At 60.2% G+C, this 18,174-nt stretch carries 15 protein-coding genes; 14 read left to right on the forward strand and 1 reads right to left on the reverse strand.

The annotated features are described in order from the left end of the window. Positions 1-6 precede the first annotated feature (6 nt). A complete protein-coding gene (locus tag ABID12_RS01040; RefSeq protein ID WP_354432742.1) occupies positions 7-972 on the reverse strand; it encodes a LysR family transcriptional regulator in 966 nt (321 codons plus the stop codon). A gap of 119 nt (positions 973-1,091) precedes the next feature. Between ABID12_RS01040 and ABID12_RS01045 the strand changes: the two genes are divergently transcribed. The 14 genes from ABID12_RS01045 (at position 1,092) to ABID12_RS01110 (ending at position 18,076) form a co-directional block, all read left to right on the forward strand. Continuing rightward, positions 1,092-2,102 carry a TRAP transporter substrate-binding protein gene (locus ABID12_RS01045; RefSeq protein WP_354432743.1) on the forward strand — a complete coding sequence of 337 codons (1,011 nt, stop codon included), beginning with the start codon at positions 1,092-1,094 and terminating at the stop codon, positions 2,100-2,102. Between the two features lie 6 nt (positions 2,103-2,108). Continuing rightward, positions 2,109-2,630, forward strand: a complete 522-nt coding sequence (locus tag ABID12_RS01050) for a TRAP transporter small permease (RefSeq protein WP_354432744.1) — start codon at positions 2,109-2,111, stop codon at positions 2,628-2,630. Continuing rightward, positions 2,627-3,916 (forward strand): TRAP transporter large permease, encoded by a 1,290-nt coding sequence (locus ABID12_RS01055; RefSeq protein WP_354432745.1) that lies wholly within the window; start codon positions 2,627-2,629, stop codon positions 3,914-3,916. The genes ABID12_RS01050 and ABID12_RS01055 overlap by 4 nt, the downstream gene beginning before the upstream one ends. Next, positions 3,913-4,401, forward strand: a complete 489-nt coding sequence (locus ABID12_RS01060; RefSeq protein WP_354432746.1) for a hypothetical protein — start codon at positions 3,913-3,915, stop codon at positions 4,399-4,401. Before ABID12_RS01055 ends, ABID12_RS01060 begins: the two co-directional genes overlap by 4 nt. Continuing rightward, positions 4,398-4,985 (forward strand): peroxidase-related enzyme, encoded by a 588-nt coding sequence (locus ABID12_RS01065; RefSeq protein WP_354432747.1) that lies wholly within the window; start codon positions 4,398-4,400, stop codon positions 4,983-4,985. Before ABID12_RS01060 ends, ABID12_RS01065 begins: the two co-directional genes overlap by 4 nt. After that, positions 4,982-5,356 carry a RidA family protein gene (locus ABID12_RS01070; RefSeq protein ID WP_354432748.1) on the forward strand — a complete coding sequence of 125 codons (375 nt, stop codon included), beginning with the start codon at positions 4,982-4,984 and terminating at the stop codon, positions 5,354-5,356. Before ABID12_RS01065 ends, ABID12_RS01070 begins: the two co-directional genes overlap by 4 nt. Before the next feature lie 4 nt (positions 5,357-5,360). Beyond that, complete coding sequence (locus ABID12_RS01075; protein WP_354432749.1) at positions 5,361-6,491, forward strand: PLP-dependent cysteine synthase family protein; 1,131 nt, start codon at positions 5,361-5,363, stop codon at positions 6,489-6,491. 250 nt (positions 6,492-6,741) lie between these two features. Then, the gene (locus ABID12_RS01080; protein WP_106306892.1) at positions 6,742-7,332 is read left to right on the forward strand and encodes an RNA polymerase sigma factor; all 591 of its coding nucleotides are present in this window, start codon (positions 6,742-6,744) and stop codon (positions 7,330-7,332) included. 91 nt (positions 7,333-7,423) lie between these two features. Further along, the gene (locus ABID12_RS01085; protein WP_354432750.1) at positions 7,424-8,377 is read left to right on the forward strand and encodes a FecR family protein; all 954 of its coding nucleotides are present in this window, start codon (positions 7,424-7,426) and stop codon (positions 8,375-8,377) included. A 140-nt stretch (positions 8,378-8,517) separates the two neighbouring features. Next, positions 8,518-11,166, forward strand: a complete 2,649-nt coding sequence (locus ABID12_RS01090; protein WP_354432751.1) for a TonB-dependent receptor — start codon at positions 8,518-8,520, stop codon at positions 11,164-11,166. Between the two features lie 84 nt (positions 11,167-11,250). Continuing rightward, positions 11,251-12,051, forward strand: a complete 801-nt coding sequence (locus tag ABID12_RS01095; RefSeq protein ID WP_354432752.1) for a calcium-binding protein — start codon at positions 11,251-11,253, stop codon at positions 12,049-12,051. Between the two features lie 12 nt (positions 12,052-12,063). After that, positions 12,064-13,902, forward strand: coding sequence for a type I secretion system permease/ATPase (locus ABID12_RS01100; protein ID WP_354432753.1), 1,839 nt, complete (start codon positions 12,064-12,066; stop codon positions 13,900-13,902). Beyond that, complete coding sequence (locus tag ABID12_RS01105; RefSeq protein WP_354432754.1) at positions 13,889-15,193, forward strand: HlyD family type I secretion periplasmic adaptor subunit; 1,305 nt, start codon at positions 13,889-13,891, stop codon at positions 15,191-15,193. Before ABID12_RS01100 ends, ABID12_RS01105 begins: the two co-directional genes overlap by 14 nt. 57 nt (positions 15,194-15,250) lie before the next feature. Next, the gene (locus ABID12_RS01110) at positions 15,251-18,076 is read left to right on the forward strand and encodes an autotransporter outer membrane beta-barrel domain-containing protein (protein ID WP_354432755.1); all 2,826 of its coding nucleotides are present in this window, start codon (positions 15,251-15,253) and stop codon (positions 18,074-18,076) included. The last annotated feature ends 98 nt before the right edge of the window (positions 18,077-18,174 follow it).

Consider the following 18,174-nt stretch of genomic DNA (forward strand, 5'->3'; position numbering starts at 1 on the left):
CCTTGTCTAGATACTGGCGTGGTCGAGCTGCCGGATGTCGGCGGGATCGTGAAACACGCAATCGGGGATAATGGTCGTGCAGGCCGTGCGGAAACTGTCGATGAAGGGGGTGATGTCACCGGGAAGCGTGCGCCCTGCCGCGCTGAACAGCCCCCATGTATAAGGCATCTCGTGATCGAGCTGCCGGATCGCGGTGCCTTCGACGGGTATCCCGAAAGCGGTGACCGGATCGATGATCGCAATCCCGAGGCCGGAGCGCGCCGCCATCAGGGCATTGAGCGATGAATTGGTCGCGAGTTCGGCTTCCGGCGAAAGTCCGGCCTCGCTGAAAACGCGGTTGATTTTCCGCCGGATGCGATACGTGTTGCCGACCGTCAGAAGCCGGGTGGCGGCAATCTCTGCCAGTGTAACCGGCGTATCCGTGTCGAACGGTCCGCCGGCTTCAACTGCTGCGACAAGGCGGGAGCGGCAAACCACCAGCGCTTCCAGCGCGGCATGTTCGAGCGGCAGCGCGGAAACGCCGAAATCGGCGGTGCGCCCGGTCAGGTTTCGGGCCACATGTTCGGCCGTCATGCTCTGAATATTGACGATGCCGGGCAGGCTGTCCTTCATCCGGGCCAGCGCCGGGCCGAGCAGGCCGCCGGCCATTGTCGGTGTGGCCGCGATATCGATGGCCGGAAGCCGCTGTTCGCGGATGGCGACGGCCCGGTCGCCGATCTGATGCAGGCCGGACATGAGGCGCTGGACCTCATCATAAAAGCGCAAGCCGCGATCGGTTGGCGAAATGCGGGGCCCGTTCCGGTGGAACAGGGCAAAGCCGACGATCTTTTCGAGGTCTTTCACCAGACGCGTGACGGCCGGCTGGCCAATGCCCAGCTGTTTTGCCGCGCCGGTCATCGAGCCATAGGCCATGGCCGCCTGAAAGGCCTCAAGCGCCTTGACATCGAAAATCTTACCATTCTCTATTGACATAATTTGCTAATCATTATCCAAATTATGAATATTGACAAGACCAGAAAGCAGGCCGGTCCGCAGATGAAGCAATGTCTGGCGTGACCGATACCCAAGAAGAGCCACAGAGGAGTTCCCGCATGTCTGTTATTGCCCGTTTCGTGGGGAGCGTCACAATTGCCGCTTCGGCCGTGTTCATGTCCCAGTCCGCCGGTGCCGCAGAGGTGTGGCGGCTCAGCTCGATGATGACCCCCGACAGTTTCGAGGGGCAGACCTACCAGAAGTTCGCGGATCTGGTGGATGAATACACCGATGGCGAAATCACGGTGCGCATCTATCCCAACGAGCAGATCGGCTCGATGGATTCCGTCGTGGAACAGCTCAGCCAGGGCATTGTGCAGCTTGCGCCCTCCGGCCTGTCCTTCCTGTCGCGCTGGGAAGACGGTATCCGCTATGCCGCAGCGCCGTTCCTGTTCGACGATTACCAGCACTGGTCGAACTTCGTGAACGGCGATCTGTTCCAGTCCTGGCTCGCCAGTGTCGAGGAAGAAGCCGATATCACCGTTCTCGGCAATATTCCCGATACGCCGCGCGGCTCCTTCCGCACGCTTCTGTCCAAGACGCCGGTTGAAACCGCCGACGATATCGAAGGGCTGAAATTGCGGCAGTATCAGGACCAGCTCGTGATCGACGCCTGGACCCATCTCGGCGCCGAGGTTCGGGTTCTGCCTTGGGGCGAAGTCTATGACGGCATCAACCGCGGCATTGTCGATGCGGTGACATCCCCTGCCGAACTGATCGAATCCATGCGCTTTTATGAAGTGGCGCCGTATATCATCCGCACCAACGAATATCCGCAGGCTGTGGCCTGGATGATGAATGCCGATGCCTGGAATGCGTTGACGCCGGACCAGCAGGACGCCATGCTGCGTGCACACAGCGAAGCCGCCGCCTATGGCCGGCAATTGCTCGATGAAGCTTCGGCCACGCTTGAACAGGATCTGAAATCGAAGGAAGGGGTTACCGTGAATTTCGATTTCGACACCGCGCCGCTGGTGGAAAAGATGGCGACCTTCTATCAGCAGCGCGCCGATGCCGGTGAACTGCCGGAAGGCCTGATGCAGGCGGTGCAGGCCGCACGGCAAGAGTAAGCCCCGATGGGTGCGCTCAACCGGGCACTTGATCTGCTCGCCAGCCTCTTCAAGGGGCTGGCGACGCTTTGTCTTGCGGTCATGGTCACGCTCAATCTGTTCAACGTGATCTGGCGCGCGGTTTTCGATCAGGCGTTCGGCTGGGTGTTCTCGTGGACGCTGCTTTTGTTCATGTGGATGCTGCTGTTCGGTTTCTTTGCCTATATCCGCGGACGCCGCGATGTGGTGGTCGATATCTTCATGTCGCGCCTGAGCACGGTGCCGCGGCGGATCATGGGCATGTTTTCCTGTCTTGTCGGCATGGCGGTGATGGTGGCAATCCTGCGGGCAGCACCCGAACTGCTCGCCCTGCAGCGCGCGCCGATGGAAGGCACGGGGCTGCCGATCTGGAGCCGTTCCCTGCCGCTGTTCATTTCCGCAGCGCTGATCTTCGCGCATTTCCTTATACTTTTCATCGAGATCGCCACCGGCCGGGCCGAGCCCTTTCCGCGTGACAGCGAACCCGTCGAACACGGAGCTGTCGAATGATACTCGGACTGATCGTTGTCGGCGGATTCATCCTTCTGATGCTGCTCGGCGTGCCCGTCACGATTGCCATCGGAGCAAGCTCGATCATCGGTCTCTACTGGGCCGGATTTGGCGATATGAGCCTTGTCATCCCCCAGCAGATCCTGGATGGCGCCGGCAAGCCGGCCCTGATGGCCATCCCGTTTTTCGTGCTGGCCGGCAATCTGATGAACACGATCGGGCTGACGGATCGTATTTTCAATTTCTGTCTGGCGCTGGTCGGCCATTTCCGCGCCGGCCTGGCGTATGTGAACGTTATTGCATCGCTGTTGTTTGCCGGCGTTTCCGGTGCCGCTACCGCCGATATCGCCGGCCTCGGCCAGCTTGAAGTCAAGGCGATGCGCAAACGGGGGTATTCGCCCGAGTTTTCCGCAGCCCTGACGGTTGCGACCTCGCTGGTCGGGCCGATCGTGCCGCCTTCAATCAGCCTGATTGTCTATGCCTGGCTTGCCAACCAGTCGGTCGCCCGGCTGTTTCTCGCCGGTATCGTGCCCGGCATTCTCGTGGCGCTGTCCTTTATCGTCTATATCCGCGTCGTTGCGACCTGGACGCCGATGCCGCGCGAAAAGCGCGCGACCATACGCGACCTCGGCCGCGCGACAATCGAGGGCGTGCCGGCGCTGATCGCGCCCGCCATCATCCTCGGCGCAATCGTGTTCGGTTTCGCGACAGCCACCGAGGCAGGCGTGATTGCCTGCGGCTATTCCCTGCTGATCGGTCTGTTCTATCGCTCGATCCGCTGGAAGGGCATCTGGGATGCACTGGTCGAAAGCGCCATCCTGTCGGCTCTGATCATGATGATCATCGGCGTTTCGCAGATCATGGGCTGGCTGTTTGCCTTCGAACAGGTGCCGCAGTCCTTCGCATCCGGCATTCTGGATACGATCAGCCAGCCCTGGGTGTTCATGATGTTCACCATCGTGCTTTTGGTGGTGATCGGCTGCTTCATGGAGGCGACGCCGGCCAAGATCATCCTTCTGCCGCTTCTTCTGCCGGCCGCCGATGCGTTTGGCATCGACCGGGTGCAGTTCGGCATGGTGATCACACTGGCGCTGCTTCTGGGGATCGCGACGCCACCACTGGGCGTCGGGCTTTATCTGATGTCGGCGGTTTCTGGGGTGCGGTTCGAGAAACTGGCGATTGCGATCCTGCCGCTGATGATCCCGCCGATCATCGTGCTGATCCTGCTTGCCACCGTGCCGGAGATTACGCTCTGGCTCCCCGATCTGATCATGGGTCCGCAATGACGATATCACACGAACGCCCCGATACACTCGACCGCGCCGGCGCGCTTGCCGAAGACGGCGCCGTCTTTTCCCTGCGCGCGCAAAGACCGGAATTCCTCAATGGCGCGGAGGATTGCCGCAAGGCGGTGCTCGCACCGGACAATGATCTCGGTCTTTCGCACGATCTTCGTCTGGCCATCGGCCGCCGTGTTGCGCTGACGGGGGGAAATGACCGGCTTCTTGCCGAATATCCGATGCCGGAAAGCGAGGATCACCGCGCCCTGGCATCTGGCGATATGCCGGAAGATGCAAGGCTTGCGGCAATCGCGGTGCATACCGACATGATTGCCACCGATCCCGGGGCAAGCAGCCGTGAAAGTCTCGACAGGCTTCTGGATGCGAGGCTTTCCGTGCCGCAGGTGATCGCCCTGTCCGAACTGCTGGCCTTCGTCTGTTTTCAGATTCGGGTTGCCCACGGGCTGGCGCTTCTGGAGGCATGTGCATGAGCGCGCCCGGCAATATCCGTATCAAGCCGCTGACCTGGCACCCGCATCTGCCGCCGGTGGAGGTCAGCGAGGCAACGCCGGAACAGCTTGAGGCGATGAAGGTGACGCCTTCGGCCAAGAAGGTTTCTCCCTATGTGCGCACGCTGGCGCATGACCCGGAAAGCTATGTGGCGCGCACCACGCTGTTCAACGCGATCATGTATGCCGATGGCGGCCTGCCGCGCCCGGACCGCGAGCTTGGCGCCCTTGCCGCCTCGCTGGTCAATGGCTGCCGCTACTGCGCCAATGTCCATGCCCGCCAGCATATCCGGCTTACCGGTTCGTCGGCGACGATTGCGGCGCTGTGGACGCAGGAGCGCGACCGGCTTTCGCCGCGTGATGCGGCAATCGTGGATTTTGCCGAAGCGTTGACGGCAACGCCGCCGAAGGCAGACCGGAACCATATCGAACGGCTGAAAGCCGATGGCATGGATACGTTCGAAATTATCGACCTGATCCATGCCATCGCGATTTTCGGCTGGGCAAACCGGCTGATGCACCCGCTCGGTCATTCCGATCCCGGAGAAAAGGAAAAGCAGCAATGAAGACCATCTCTACCGAAACCGCTCCGGCCGCCATCGGCCCTTACAGCCAGGCGATGCGTTCGGGCAATCTTCTGTTCGTTTCCGGCCAGCTTCCGCTCGATCCTGAAACCGGGGAAATCGTACCCGGCGGGGCTGTCGAGCAGATGCGCCAGTGCCTGAAAAACATCGCCGCGATTGCAGAAGGTGCGGGAACCGAGCTTTCCAGGACCGTCAAGACCACCATTCTTGTCACCGATCTTTCCGGTTTTGCCGACATCAATGCTGAATACGGCAAGGCCTTCGTCGATCCTTTTCCGGCCAGGGCCTGCTACGAGGTTTCGGCGCTGCCCAGGGGCGCTATGGTGGAAGTCGAAGCGGTGATCGAGATCTGACGTCATGGAAACGGATGTTTTTTCAGGTGATGATCTGCCGCTTGCCCTGCCGGAATGCGCCGGGCGTGAATGGGCGCGGCGCGCCATCGGCCTGTTGCAGGGAGACGCGCGCCGCTCGGCCGATACCCATCTGATCAAGCCGGTGTTTCCGGGGCTGGGCAATATCTCGGTTTATCTCAAGGATGAGAGCACCCATCCGACCGGCAGCCTGAAACATCGGCTGGCGCGCTCGCTTGTGCTCTACGGCATCTGCAACGGCTATATCCGCGAGGGCACGACGCTGGTTGAAGCCTCCTCCGGATCGACGGCGGTGTCGGAGGCCTATTTCGCCCGGATACTGCATCTGCCGTTCATTGCCGTCATGCCGCGCTCGACATCGGCGCAGAAGATCGAGGCGATCGAGCGCTTCGGTGGACGGTGCCATTTCGTCGAAAGGTCGGCGGAGGTCTATCAGGCCGCTCAGCAGATCGCGGCGGAAACCGGCGGTCATTATCTCGACCAGTTTACCTATGCGGAGCGGGCGACGGACTGGCGCGGCAATAACAATATCGCCGAAAGCATTTTCGCGCAGATGGAAAACGAGCCGCAGCCGGAACCGGAATGGGTGGTGATGAGCGCGGGAACGGGCGGAACGTCGGCGACGATCGGCCGCTATATCCGCTACCGCAACCTGTCGACGCGGCTCTGTGTTGTCGACGTCGAGAATTCGGTCTTTTACGACAGCTATGTCAAAGGCGATCCGGCGATGACCTGCACGGCCGGTTCGCGGATCGAGGGGATCGGACGTCCGCGCGTCGAACCGTCCTTCATGCCGACGGTCATCGATCATATGATCCGGGTGCCGGATGTGGCCTCGCTTGCGGCGATGCATGTTCTGTCTGACCGGATTTTCCGGCGGGTCGGCGGCTCGACCGGCACGAATTTCTTCGGCCTTTGCCGGATTGCCGCGCAGATGCTGCGCGAGGGGCGCGAGGGATCGCTTGTCACGCTGATCTGCGACAGCGGCGCGCGCTACACCGATACCTATTACAATCCCGACTGGCTGAAGGACAACGGCTTCGAGCTTGGTCCTCATATCGACCGGCTGAATGCGTTTCTGGATACCGGAAGGACGCTCACTTCCTCGGCCGGCTGAGATGCGAAGCCAGATCGCGTATCGACGGCTGATTTCGAGCGACCTTCGGTACCAAGACCGCAAGACGGATCCTTGAAAGCATCACCGTTTGAATTTCGACCGGCTGTCTCAACGATCTGGCCGGACGCAAAATGTTTTCCGGCAACCCGCTAAACGGAAAATTCATAAACTTGACGCTAGAAAAAAACATGATTTAAACAATCAACTTTCATGATGCTCTCTTCCGGCGGGCGGCTGGCCGTCCGCACGGATGACGGGTGACATGAATATACGGCATCTCAGACCTGGCCTGACGTCTGCTACGGGTTGCAAGGGACATTCGTTTCTTATGACTTCTTGGAAACAGCAACTGGCGCGGCTGTTTGCCATGCACAAGGGGCATGTCGAACAGATTGCATTCCGGCGCGTGCGTGATCGCGAGGTGGCAGCCGATATCGTGCAAACCGCTTTTACAAAGTTGCTCGCAAGCGGTGGCCGCGAGAGCGAAGAGGAAAATACGAAGATCTTGTTTACCGCCGTCCGGAATGAAAGTTCGAACTATTTGACGGGCCGCATGCGCCGGTCGAATATTCTGTCCGGCCTGACGCTGGAGCAGATGTTCAGGCAGCAACCGTCCTCACAGGACGCAATGGAAAGCGCGCAGGCGATGACGGCGCTTGAAGAAGCCCTTGGTGCGTTGCCGGAAAGAACCCGGCATATTTTCATACGGCGACGTGTCCACGGTGAAAGCAATGCCGTGATTGCCGCCGACCTTGGCATTTCCGTACGTGCCGTTGAAAAACATCTGGTGCGGGCGATGGAGCATTGCCGCTCCGCAGTTGAAGACTATTTTCTGCCCTGAGGCTCACACGCCGTTGATAAAGCGCCAGAACGGGAGAAACTGTCGGCACATGAACAGGGACGACGGGAAGCAAGAACAGGAAGACGCAGCGATGCAATCCATTATCCTGACCGGTGCTGACCGGAAGGCCGCCTATGAATGGCTGGCGTTGAGGGACGGGGAAACGGGACCGGAAACCGAGGCCTCGTTTCAGAACTGGCTGCGCCAGAGTCCCCGTAATCGCAAGGCCTATGAAGAGGCGAACAGGCTGTGGGCAATGTTGCGCACGCCGGCGTTGAATATCTCTGCTGCCAATGACTGTCGGCCCGAAACGCGCGTGCGGGCCGGTCCCGCCTTCACGCCCTGGGCGATGGCTGCCTCGCTTGTTTTCGCCATCGCTGTTGCGGTCTGGATGATTGACCCGGCATTCGTCCAGAACTGGCGCGCGGACATGAAGACCGCCTATGGCGAAACACGCAGCTTTTCGCTTCCCGACGGGTCTTCGGTCATTCTCGGGCCGGACGCCGCGCTTGTAAACAATTTTGCCGAAGGCGAGCGGCGTGACGTCGAGATCTTGCGTGGTGAGGCGTTTTTTCGGGTGAAGCACGGCCTTCCCACGCCGTTTGTTGTCGATGCGGGCAAAGGGCGTGTGACGGTGACGGGCACGGCTTTCGATGTCGACAGGATCGGCGACCATATTTCCGTGGTTGTCGAAAACGGTTCCGTCGATGTGTCCGGCAATGCGGGTCAGACGCGTTCGCTGACGCCGTCTGAAAAAGTATCGCTGGATGACGGCAGGCCCGGCGCGGTCAGCACCGTTGACCTTGGTCTCGAACTTGGGTGGATGACCGGCCAGATTTCCTTCGACCGGCAGCCGGTCGACCATGTGATGGCGACGCTTGAACGCTACCTCCCGGTCAAGATCATGATGCGGGGCGGAATTGGTGATCGTCTGGTCTCCGGCAGCTTCCCGACAGATGATCCGGAAGAGGCAATGCAGGCAATCGCTGCGGCCGTGGACGCACGCGTTAGACACATAACCCCTTGGATTGTTGTCGTTTTCTGACAATCTGGAGTGGGTTGGATTTTTTAGAAAAAAACTTGAGTAAAAAAGTTCGCTTTTAGCGCACTCGCTTGTTTTATCTGATGGAAGGCAAGAACGCCTTCTGCCGGAAACGGCAGATACAAACAGGGAATGCTCGCTTTATGGTGTATCGCGTAATCGGAAGACGGGGCGTCGTCTGTTTCGCCTCGCTGCTTTTGGCTTCGACTTCATTTGTTCCTCCCGCATCGGCACAATCGTCGTCCGGCAATACGGCTGTCGAGGCCGGGGTCTATGATTTCAATCTGCAGCCGTCTTCGCTTGCCTCCACCGTTGCCCGGATCGGCGCCGTGTCCGGCTGGCGGATCTTTTATGGCGGGGGCGTTCCCTCCGACACGCTGACCAATGCCGTCAGTGGCCAGTTGACAGTGACCGAAGCGCTCGGGCGCGCGCTGCAGGGGACCGGCCTTCAGTATGAGCTGACCGGCTCGCGCTCCGTCAGCATCGTTTCCGCAATGCCCATCGAAGACGACGTGTCCTATCTTGATGACGGCGTTTCCACCTTTCTCGATCCGGTCTATGTCACCACCGGCGCGGGCGGCGCTTCCGGCGCGGGCTTCATGGGCACGCCGGACTGGGTCTACGACACAGCCGGTTCGCTCAGCGTTGTCTCCCGCGATGCGATCCTTGCATCGCCATCGCGCAATGCGCGCGATCTTCTCGACAACGTTGCCGGCGTCTACGCCAACCGTTCCAACGGGCAGGACCCGGGCATTTCCGTCAATATCCGCGGGCTTCAGGACCAGAACCGCGTCGTCACCATGGTCGACGGCGCGCGGCAGAATTTTCAGATCGCCGGTCATGGCTCCACATCGCGCGCCTATGTGGATTCCGCCTTCATTCGCGAGATCGATATCGACAAGATGGGCGGTTCCGGTGTGGGCGGAGCGGGCAATCTCGGCGGCTCGGTCAATTTCCGCACGCTGATTGCCGATGACGTGATCCTGCCCGGCAATGACTGGGGCCTGTCATTCAACGGCGCCAGCGGCTCGAACGAGTTCCAGTATGACGGATCGATCGTGGCGGCCACGCGGATCACCGACAATTTCTCGGTTCTGGGCGGCTACAGCCGCAAGAAGATGGGTGCTTACAGTTTCGGCACCAATGGCGATGTGAAGATCAATCCGGAAACCACGATTGACGGCATTTCGGTGTTCACCGGCTCCGAGGTGGAATCGAGCATTCTGAAAGGTGAGGCGCTTCTGGGTGAGGATATCGATCTGACGCTGACCTGGCTGCGCAACAGTTCCGAATTCAGCACCGGCGGCTATATCCCGGCCGGCCCGCTGGAAGGCGGAACGCAGGAATCCAGATACGGCGTGGTCAACAATACGGTGACGGCCAATCTCGGCTGGAACCCTCTGAGCGATCTCGTCGATCTCGATGTCAGCCTCTGGTACAACCACCTGCAGAATGATCAGGAGTTCGAGCAGCTTTTGATCAACACGATATTGTCTGCGCCGGCGCATTACCGCCTCGGCACGATCGGCGGCAGTATCGACAATACCAGCTTTTTCGATACGCGGTTTGGCGACCTGACCGTCAATTACGGCATCGAGGGTTTTCACGACGATGGCAAGACCCAGGTCGATGCTGATTTTCCGAGAGATGAACTCACCGGCAATGAAGGGCTTACCGGGCCGAATCCGACCGGAACGCGCGATGTCTTCAGCGGTTTCGCCAGCGCCACTTTGGAGCCCACTGACTGGCTCTCGCTGACCGGCGGGCTTCGCTATGACTGGTACAGGATCAAGGGGATCGGGTCTTACGCATGGATGCGAAAGCATCCCAGCACCCGCGAATGTGAAACTGTCTGGGATGCGTCGACCGGTTCTTGGCGTGAAATATGCACAGGCGAACGGTACTGGCAGGAATGGGCCAAGGAAGATGTTGATATTGACCGCTCGGACGGCGCGTTTCTGCCTTCGGTAACGGCTGCGTTTGGTCCGTGGGACGGTCTTCAGCCCTTTGTCCGCTATGCGAAAACCTTCCGCCCGCCGACCCTGATGGAGCAGCTGTGGGGCGGTCAGCACTATATCGGTAGTGCACCGCTCAGCTATGCGCCCAATCCCAACCTGAAGGCCGAAAGCGCCGATACCTATGAGATCGGTGTCAATTATGCCCGCGACGGCTGGTTCCGGGGCGACGACAGTTTCAGGATGAAGGCCGTCGGCTTCTTCCGCGAGGTCGATGACTATATCGCGCTTGGCCACGTCTACAAGGATGTCGGTGATCGCGCTTACCAGTCCTTCGTCAATCTCAACGGCGCCAGCTACATGAAGGGTCTCGAACTCGAGGCCAATTACGATGTCGGCCGGTTTTATGTCGGCGCCTCGGCAACCGTTCTCAGCACCGATTATGCCGATACCTACACCTATCATGGCGAAAGGGCGCCGGGATCGGGAACGAATGTACCACTCAAGCCCGGAGAGGTGAGGAGCTCCGACACGCTCTATGTTCCGCCGACCTTTTACCTGACCATGGATGCGGGGTTGCGGTTCTTCGATGAACGCCTGACTGTCGGCGGTCGGCTGACTCATTCTTCCGGCGGCAAGGCCGGTGAACTGCGGGCCTACGATGTCGAGGATTACACGGTTTACGACATCTACGGCTCGTGGGAATTCAACGAGACCGCGGCGCTGCGTTTTGCCGTCGATAACGTCACCAATCTTGCCTATGTGCCGTCGATGGGCACCGCCGACCTGCCCGCACCGGGCAGAACCTTCACCGCATCGTTGAATTTGAATTTCTGATATTCCCCGGCCCGCGCCGGGAACAGGGATCCGTCTGCGGACGGATAATGCGAGAAACGCCATCAACTTGGAAGGAAAAGGAAAATGGCAGTTACAATCACGCAGCAGAATGGTGCCAGCAACGACCTGCTTGGCTACTTTGATTCCTGGAGCACGAACTCGACGTATCGTGACCACGGCTTTTTCAACCCGGACGATGGTTCCGGTGGTCCCTATACACAATGGGGTGCTGGCAACATATATGATCCAACGGATCCGGCGTCCACGCCGACACCAAGTGTGATCTTGGGAGGTGACGATTTCACATATACTACCGGGAATTTTTCGGGTGAAATTCAGTCTCTGAACTTTGGAGAGGGAATCTACTATGATTCGGCCTCTTCCCAATACGTGCAGAACGATCAGCTGCTGATTGATGTAAGCAGTGTAGAAGAATCCGACGATTTCGCCACGGCAATTTATGTCCTGTCGAATGAAGGTTCGTTTACAAGCCAGACCATTTTCGGCACGAACTTCCCGGGCATGTATGACTTTTTCGAAGAGCAGGGAACGGAGCAGGTCGGTACGGCCGGCGCCGATACCCAGTCCAGCTTCGGCGGTGATGATACGCTGACGGGTGGTGCTGGCAACGACAGCTTCCGTTTCGTTCTCGACGATACCGGCGCAAGTGCGATCGGCGATGACACGATCACCGATTTCGACGCTGCAAACGAGACAATCTACATCGGTCTCAACGATAGCGCCTACGACAGCTACAGCGAGATTCTCAATGCAGCCTCAGATACCGCCGACGGTGTCAACATTGATCTCGGCAGCCATGGGTCCATCACGCTGGCAGATGTGAGCGTCTCCGAGCTCTCCAGCGACAACTTCGCGTTCGCGTAGGTACCCGGACATATGTTTGGAGCTTCCAGACAGGTTCCGCCGCAGCCACGTGCTGCGGCGGTATCCTTCCCGATTGCGAAAAGCGCGGCAGGCATTGCCATGATTAGCGGCGTGGTCAACGTTCTGGCGCTGACATCGCCGCTGTTCATGCTGCAGGTCTATGACCGGGTGCTGGCAAGCGGCAGCGTGCCGACATTGATCGGTCTGGCCGTGTTGGCCGCCGGCCTCTACGGCTTTCAGGCCGTGCTCGATGCCTTGCGCGGACGTGTGCTGCTGCGGATCGGCGAGCGTTTCGACGGCGATTTTTCCGGCCGGGTCTTTGATGCTGTCCTGCGTGTGCCGCTTCTTACCCGCGTGAAGGGCGACGGCCTCCAGCCGTTGCGCGATCTCGACAATGTGCGCGGCTTTCTGGGCGGCAATGGTCCGACGGCCTTTTTCGATCTGCCGTGGATGCCGCTTTATCTGGCAATCTGCTTCCTGTTTCATTTCTGGATCGGCGTGACTGCACTTGTCGGCGCGGTGCTTCTGATCGGCATGACGCTTCTCACCAATGCCCTGTCTCAGGCCGCAATCCGCGATGTTATCGCGCGCAACATGACGCGCAACACGCTGATGGAGGCAGGCCGCCGCAATGCCGAAGTCGTGCGTGCCATGGGCCTGCATGCGCAGATGGCCGGGCGCTGGCAGACGGCCAACGGCGCCTATCTGGATGCCAACCGCAAGGCAGGGGATGTTGCTGGCGGACTTGGCTCCCTTTCGAAGACAATGCGGATGATGCTCCAGTCCACAATTCTTGGTGTCGGCGCCTATCTTGTTATCCGCCAGGAAGTGACTGCGGGTGTGATGATCGCCAGTTCGATCATGATGGGCCGGGCACTCGCGCCGGTCGATATCGCGATTTCAAGCTGGAGACCGTTTCTCATGGCCCGGCAAAGCTGGAGCCGCCTGAAAGACCTTCTGGGCTCGGTCCCCCACGACGAGCGCTTTCTGGCTCTGCCGGACCCCGAAAAGGAGTTGCGGGTGGAAGCGCTTGCCGTTGTTCCTCCGGGGCAGAAGGCCCCGAACCTTGCCGGGGTCGGTTTTTCGGTCAGCGCGGGTAACGCGCTCGGTGTGATCGGTCCGTCCGGTTCGGGAAAATCGACATTCGCCCGTGCTCTGGTCGGTGTCTGGCAGCCGGCTTCCGGCAAGGTCCGGATCGACGGTGCGAGCCTCGATCAGTGGGACCGCCAGATGCTCGGACGCCACATCGGCTACCTGCCTCAGGGTGTCGAACTGTTCGACGGTACGATTGCCGAAAACATTGCCCGTTTCGAACCAGATGCCGATCCGGCGGCAATCGTCTCGGCCGCCCGGATCGCCGGCGCTCACGAGCTGATCCTGCGCTTTGAAAACGGATATGAAACGCAGATCGGCGAAAGCGGATCGGCGCTGTCCGCCGGTCAGCGCCAGAGGGTCGGTCTTGCCCGCGCACTTTATGGCAATCCGTTTCTCGTGGTGATGGACGAACCCAACGCCAATCTTGATGCCGCCGGGGAGGCGGCCGTCGTAAAGGCGATTTCGGCGGTGCGCGAAAGGGGTGGCATTGTCGTGGTGATCGCTCATCGGCCCAGCGCCATAGACGCCGTCGATCTCGTGCTGATGCTGGAAAACGGACGGCAGAAAGCCTTTGGCCAACGCGATGAGGTGTTGTCGCGCGTTTTGAAACCGGCGGCGGCCACCGCATCTGAAACCCGCGGTTTTCCGGCGTCCGCGACCGGACTGACACCGCTGCGGGTGATCGCCGAGGCGGCTTCGAAACAGGCAGGTGCTCAGGAGACAAAGTTGAAGGAGGCGCCGGATGGAACGCACTGACAGGGTGTCCCGCTCGATCCGCTTTCATCTGATGGCCGGAATGGCCGTCAGTCTGCTGCTGGTCGGCGGCGTCGGCGCCTGGGCAACGACAACAAGGCTTGCCGGCGCGGTTGTCGCTTCGGGGCACTTCGTGGTCAACAGTTATGTCAAGAAGGTGCAGCACCCGACAGGCGGCGTTGTCGGCGAGATTCTCGTGCATGACGGTGACGACGTTGCGGCAGGCGAAGTCGTCATGCGTCTCGACGCCACCCAGACGCGCGCCAATCTGGCGATCATCGTCAAGAGACTGGATGAACTGAATGCCCGGCTTGCGCGGCTACAGGCTGAAAGGGACGATCTCGACCAGATCACCTTTCCGGAAGACCTTCTTGCGCGACAGGATGAACCCGATGTGGCCTCGGCAATCCGCAGCGAGACGCGGCTGTTTGAATTCCGGCAGGAATCGCGGGCCGGCAGAAAGGCGCAGCTTCGGGAACGTATCACCCAGTTCGAGCATGAGATTGAGGGGCTCAAGGCCCAGGAAGTTGCCTATTCCCGTGGACTTGAGGTGCTGGAAGGGGAGATCGCTTCACAGAAATCACTATTCGAGCAAGGCATCGTTTCCGTTCAGCGTCTCAACGGTTTGCTTACAGAAGCAGCGACTTTCGGCGGAGAGCGCGGCGAGAAGATTGCCTACCAGGCGCAGGCCGCCGGCCGGATTGCCGAAACCAGACTGCAGATCCTTTCCATCGACAACGACCTGAAAACCGAAGTCGGCCAGGAACTGAGAGAAGTGCAGGCTCAGATCGGGGAATATGTGGAGCGCAGGGTTGCCGCTGAAGACGAACTGAAGCGCATCGATATCATCGCGCCGCAGTCAGGCGTGGTGCACCAGCTTGCCGTTCACACGGTGGGCGGTGTGGTTTCGCCGGCCGAACCGGTCATGCTGATCGTGCCCGAAAGTGACGATCTGACGCTTGAAGTGCGTATCCGTCCTCAGGATATCGACCAGATCCGGACCGGCCAGAAGGCCATGCTGCGAATGTCCGCTTTCAATTTGAGGACCACGCCCGAGCTGGAAGGATATGTCAGCCGCGTTGCTGCCGATCTGACCACCGACGAGCATAGCGGCATGTCCTATTACCTGATCCGGATCGCCGTGCCGTCTGCCGAACTGGACAAGCTCGGGGAACTGACTCTGATGCCGGGCATGCCTGCCGAAGCGATGATCCGCACCGGCGACCGGACCGCACTTTCCTATTTCATGAAACCGCTTTCCGACCAGTTGGCGAAAGCTTTCCGCGAACAATAGCCGAGCGGTCAGGGCTGCATTGTCAGCACTCGCTTTAAAAGAAGGGACACAGAACACATGACTGATATCAAGTATTGCGTTGCAAACAAAACCAACGCGCGTTCGACAGGCCATACGCTTCGGCGTTTCAACCGCCACCTGCTGGCCGGGGCGGTATTCGCCATGACGGCGCTCGCCGCGCATGCGCCGCTTCACGCCGAGGATTGGATTGCCGGAACGGGCGACTGGTTCAACGGCGCCAACTGGTCCAACGGCGTGGTGCCGGATGTTCAGCCGGATAACAACATATACCGCACGGCCGTAATCGCAAACGGCGGAGAGGTGACCCTGAGCAGCGGAGATGCCGTCGCCATGACGCTGGAGATTGGCAATGATGATGGGGACGGCGGCACGATGACGTTCACCGGTGGTAGCCTGAATACCGGCGGAGCCGAGATCGATGGTGGCGGCGTGATGACCGTTTCCGGCCGGGGAGCGGAATGGGATCTGGCAAAACCCAACCTGCCCGTTTTCAGTGGAGGTCAAATCGCGATCCGGGAGGGATCGCTCGCGATTTCCGACGGGGCGAAAGTGTATAATGCCGGCAGTGTGACACTCCTTGGGGACGATGCGACATCATCTATGGTCGTGAGCGGAACCGGGACGACCTTTTCGTCTATTAACGTGACGAGCGTTGGCGGTAGTGGTGGCGCGGCCACTTTGAGGGTAGATGATCACGCGATCTATCAGGCGAGAAACCTTTATATCGGCACATTTGGCGGCGGAAGAGGAGCAGTTGTGGCGACCGGCGCCGGCACCAGCCTGGCGGTCGAATATCTGGCGGTCGGCAACCGTGGCGAGGAAGATGACCGGGCCAGCGCGACATTGACCATAGCCGATGGTGCACAGGTAACGGCTTCGGAAGAGGCCCTCATCACCAGAGACAGCAATTACGGGGGCTGGACATCCGGCACGATCAACATCGGCGCCGCCGAGGGTGAGGCAGCAGCAGCGGCCGGTACGCTCAATGCCGATAACGGCGTGCACTTCGGTTATGGCGATGCCAATCTGGTCTTCAATCACACCGAGACCGACTATGACTTTTCCCATGTGATGACCAATTCCGACGTGGATACGGCCAGTGCCTCGATCAGGCAGGTGGCCGGCGTCACCGAGCTTTCCGGCAACAGCGGCAGCTTCACCGGTTCCACGGAAGCAACCGGCGGCACGCTGCTGGTGACCGGCAATCTAGGCGGCGTTCTTTCGGCTTCCGAGGCGGGCACGATCGGCGGAACCGGCACCATCGGCTCCACCACGATCGGTGACGGCGGCACGCTGGCGCCGGGCATGCGCAATGCGATCGGGTCGCTCACCGTCAATGGCGATCTGACATTCGAAAGCGGCTCGACCTATGTCGTCGATCTCACCGGCGCGGAAAGCGATCTTGTGACGGTCTCGGGAACGGCGTCGCTCGGCGGCACGGTTTCCATCCGTTCGCTCGATGATTCCACCAGCTATCAGGAAAGCCAGACCTACACGATCCTGTCGGCGGGAACGCGCGACGGTTCGTTTGAGGAAGCCCTCAGCCAGTCAGCCTTTCTTGACGTGACGACCAGCTATGAAGGCAATGACGCCAAGATCACGGTCGCGCTCATCGGCGAAGGCGAGGGCGAAGGCGGTGACGGCGGCGATAATGGCGACGGCAATGACGGCGGAAACGGCGGCGGTGATCCGGGGGACGAAGGCGTTTTCACCTGGGCAGCCGATACGCCGAACCAGTATGCCGTGGCACAGGCGCTCGATTCGCTCGATCAGTCCGGGGATTCGCTCGAACTCTACAACGAGATGCTGATGCTCGGCCTCGATGACGCACGTGAAACCTATGAACAGCTCGGTGGCCTTGATTATGCTGCCGGACAATCGGCGATGATGCAGAATTCGCTGTCTGTCGGCAGGATGATCAACAACCGCCTGCGGTCGGCGTCAGGCGGTGCTGCCGCGCCGTCCGTGCCCGCGCTTGGCTATGCCGAGGAGAGCGACGTCGCCGCCAAGGGCGCCTTCCCCGACAGCGCAACGAATGGCTTCGATGAAGGACGCTTCACCGCCTGGGGCAGCGGCTTCGGTACGTGGGGCGAGATCGACGGAACCAATGGCAGTGCCGATGCGGATATCGGTAGCGGCGGTTTCATCGGTGGTGCCGACATGATGGTCAATGATATGTGGCGGGTCGGTGTCGCCGCCGGCTATTCGCGTTCCACCTTCGATGTCGACCAGTCAACTGGCAAGAGCGACAACTACACCTTGGCGACCTATGCCGACATGGAGTGGAACGCGCTCGCCGTGCGCGGCGGTCTTGGATATACGTTCCACAGAGCCGAGGCCGACCGCAAGATCACCGCGCTCGACCAGACGCTGAAGGGCGAATATGACGCCAACAGCTTCAACGCGTTCGGCGAACTGGCCTATCGTGCGGATCTCGGTCCCGCATCGGTGGAACCCTTCGCCAATCTGGCCTTCGTTCACCTGAAAACCGACAGCTTTACCGAAACCGGCGGCACGGCGGCGCTCAGGGTGGATGGCCAGAAGATGAGCACCACCTTCACCACGATCGGCGTGCGGGCTGCCACCGATTTCGACTTCGGCGGTGTGCCGACAGTCGCGCGCGGTTCGCTCGGCTGGATGCATGCGTTTGGCGATGTCGATACCCAGACGACGGCGCGCTTTGCCACCGGCAACGACTTCACCGTCTTCGGAACGCCGCTCGACGAGAATACGGCGCTGGTGGAAGCCGGGCTGGACTTTGCGGTTACGGAATCGGCCACGCTGGGCGTCAGCTACAGTGGCCAGTTCGGCGAAAACGCCACCGATCAGGGGTTGAACGCCAACTTGCGCGTGCGGTTCTGATATGCTGAAAACTACGCCGTCGACGCATTGTCGTCGCCGGCGTTGCCATGATGTGGCGGATGGCCGGATGCCGTCGGTATATCCGGCAAGGCCATCAA

It is taken from the genome of Martelella mangrovi (assembly GCF_040545495.1).
In the GTDB taxonomy this organism is placed as follows: domain Bacteria; phylum Pseudomonadota; class Alphaproteobacteria; order Rhizobiales; family Rhizobiaceae; genus Martelella; species Martelella mangrovi.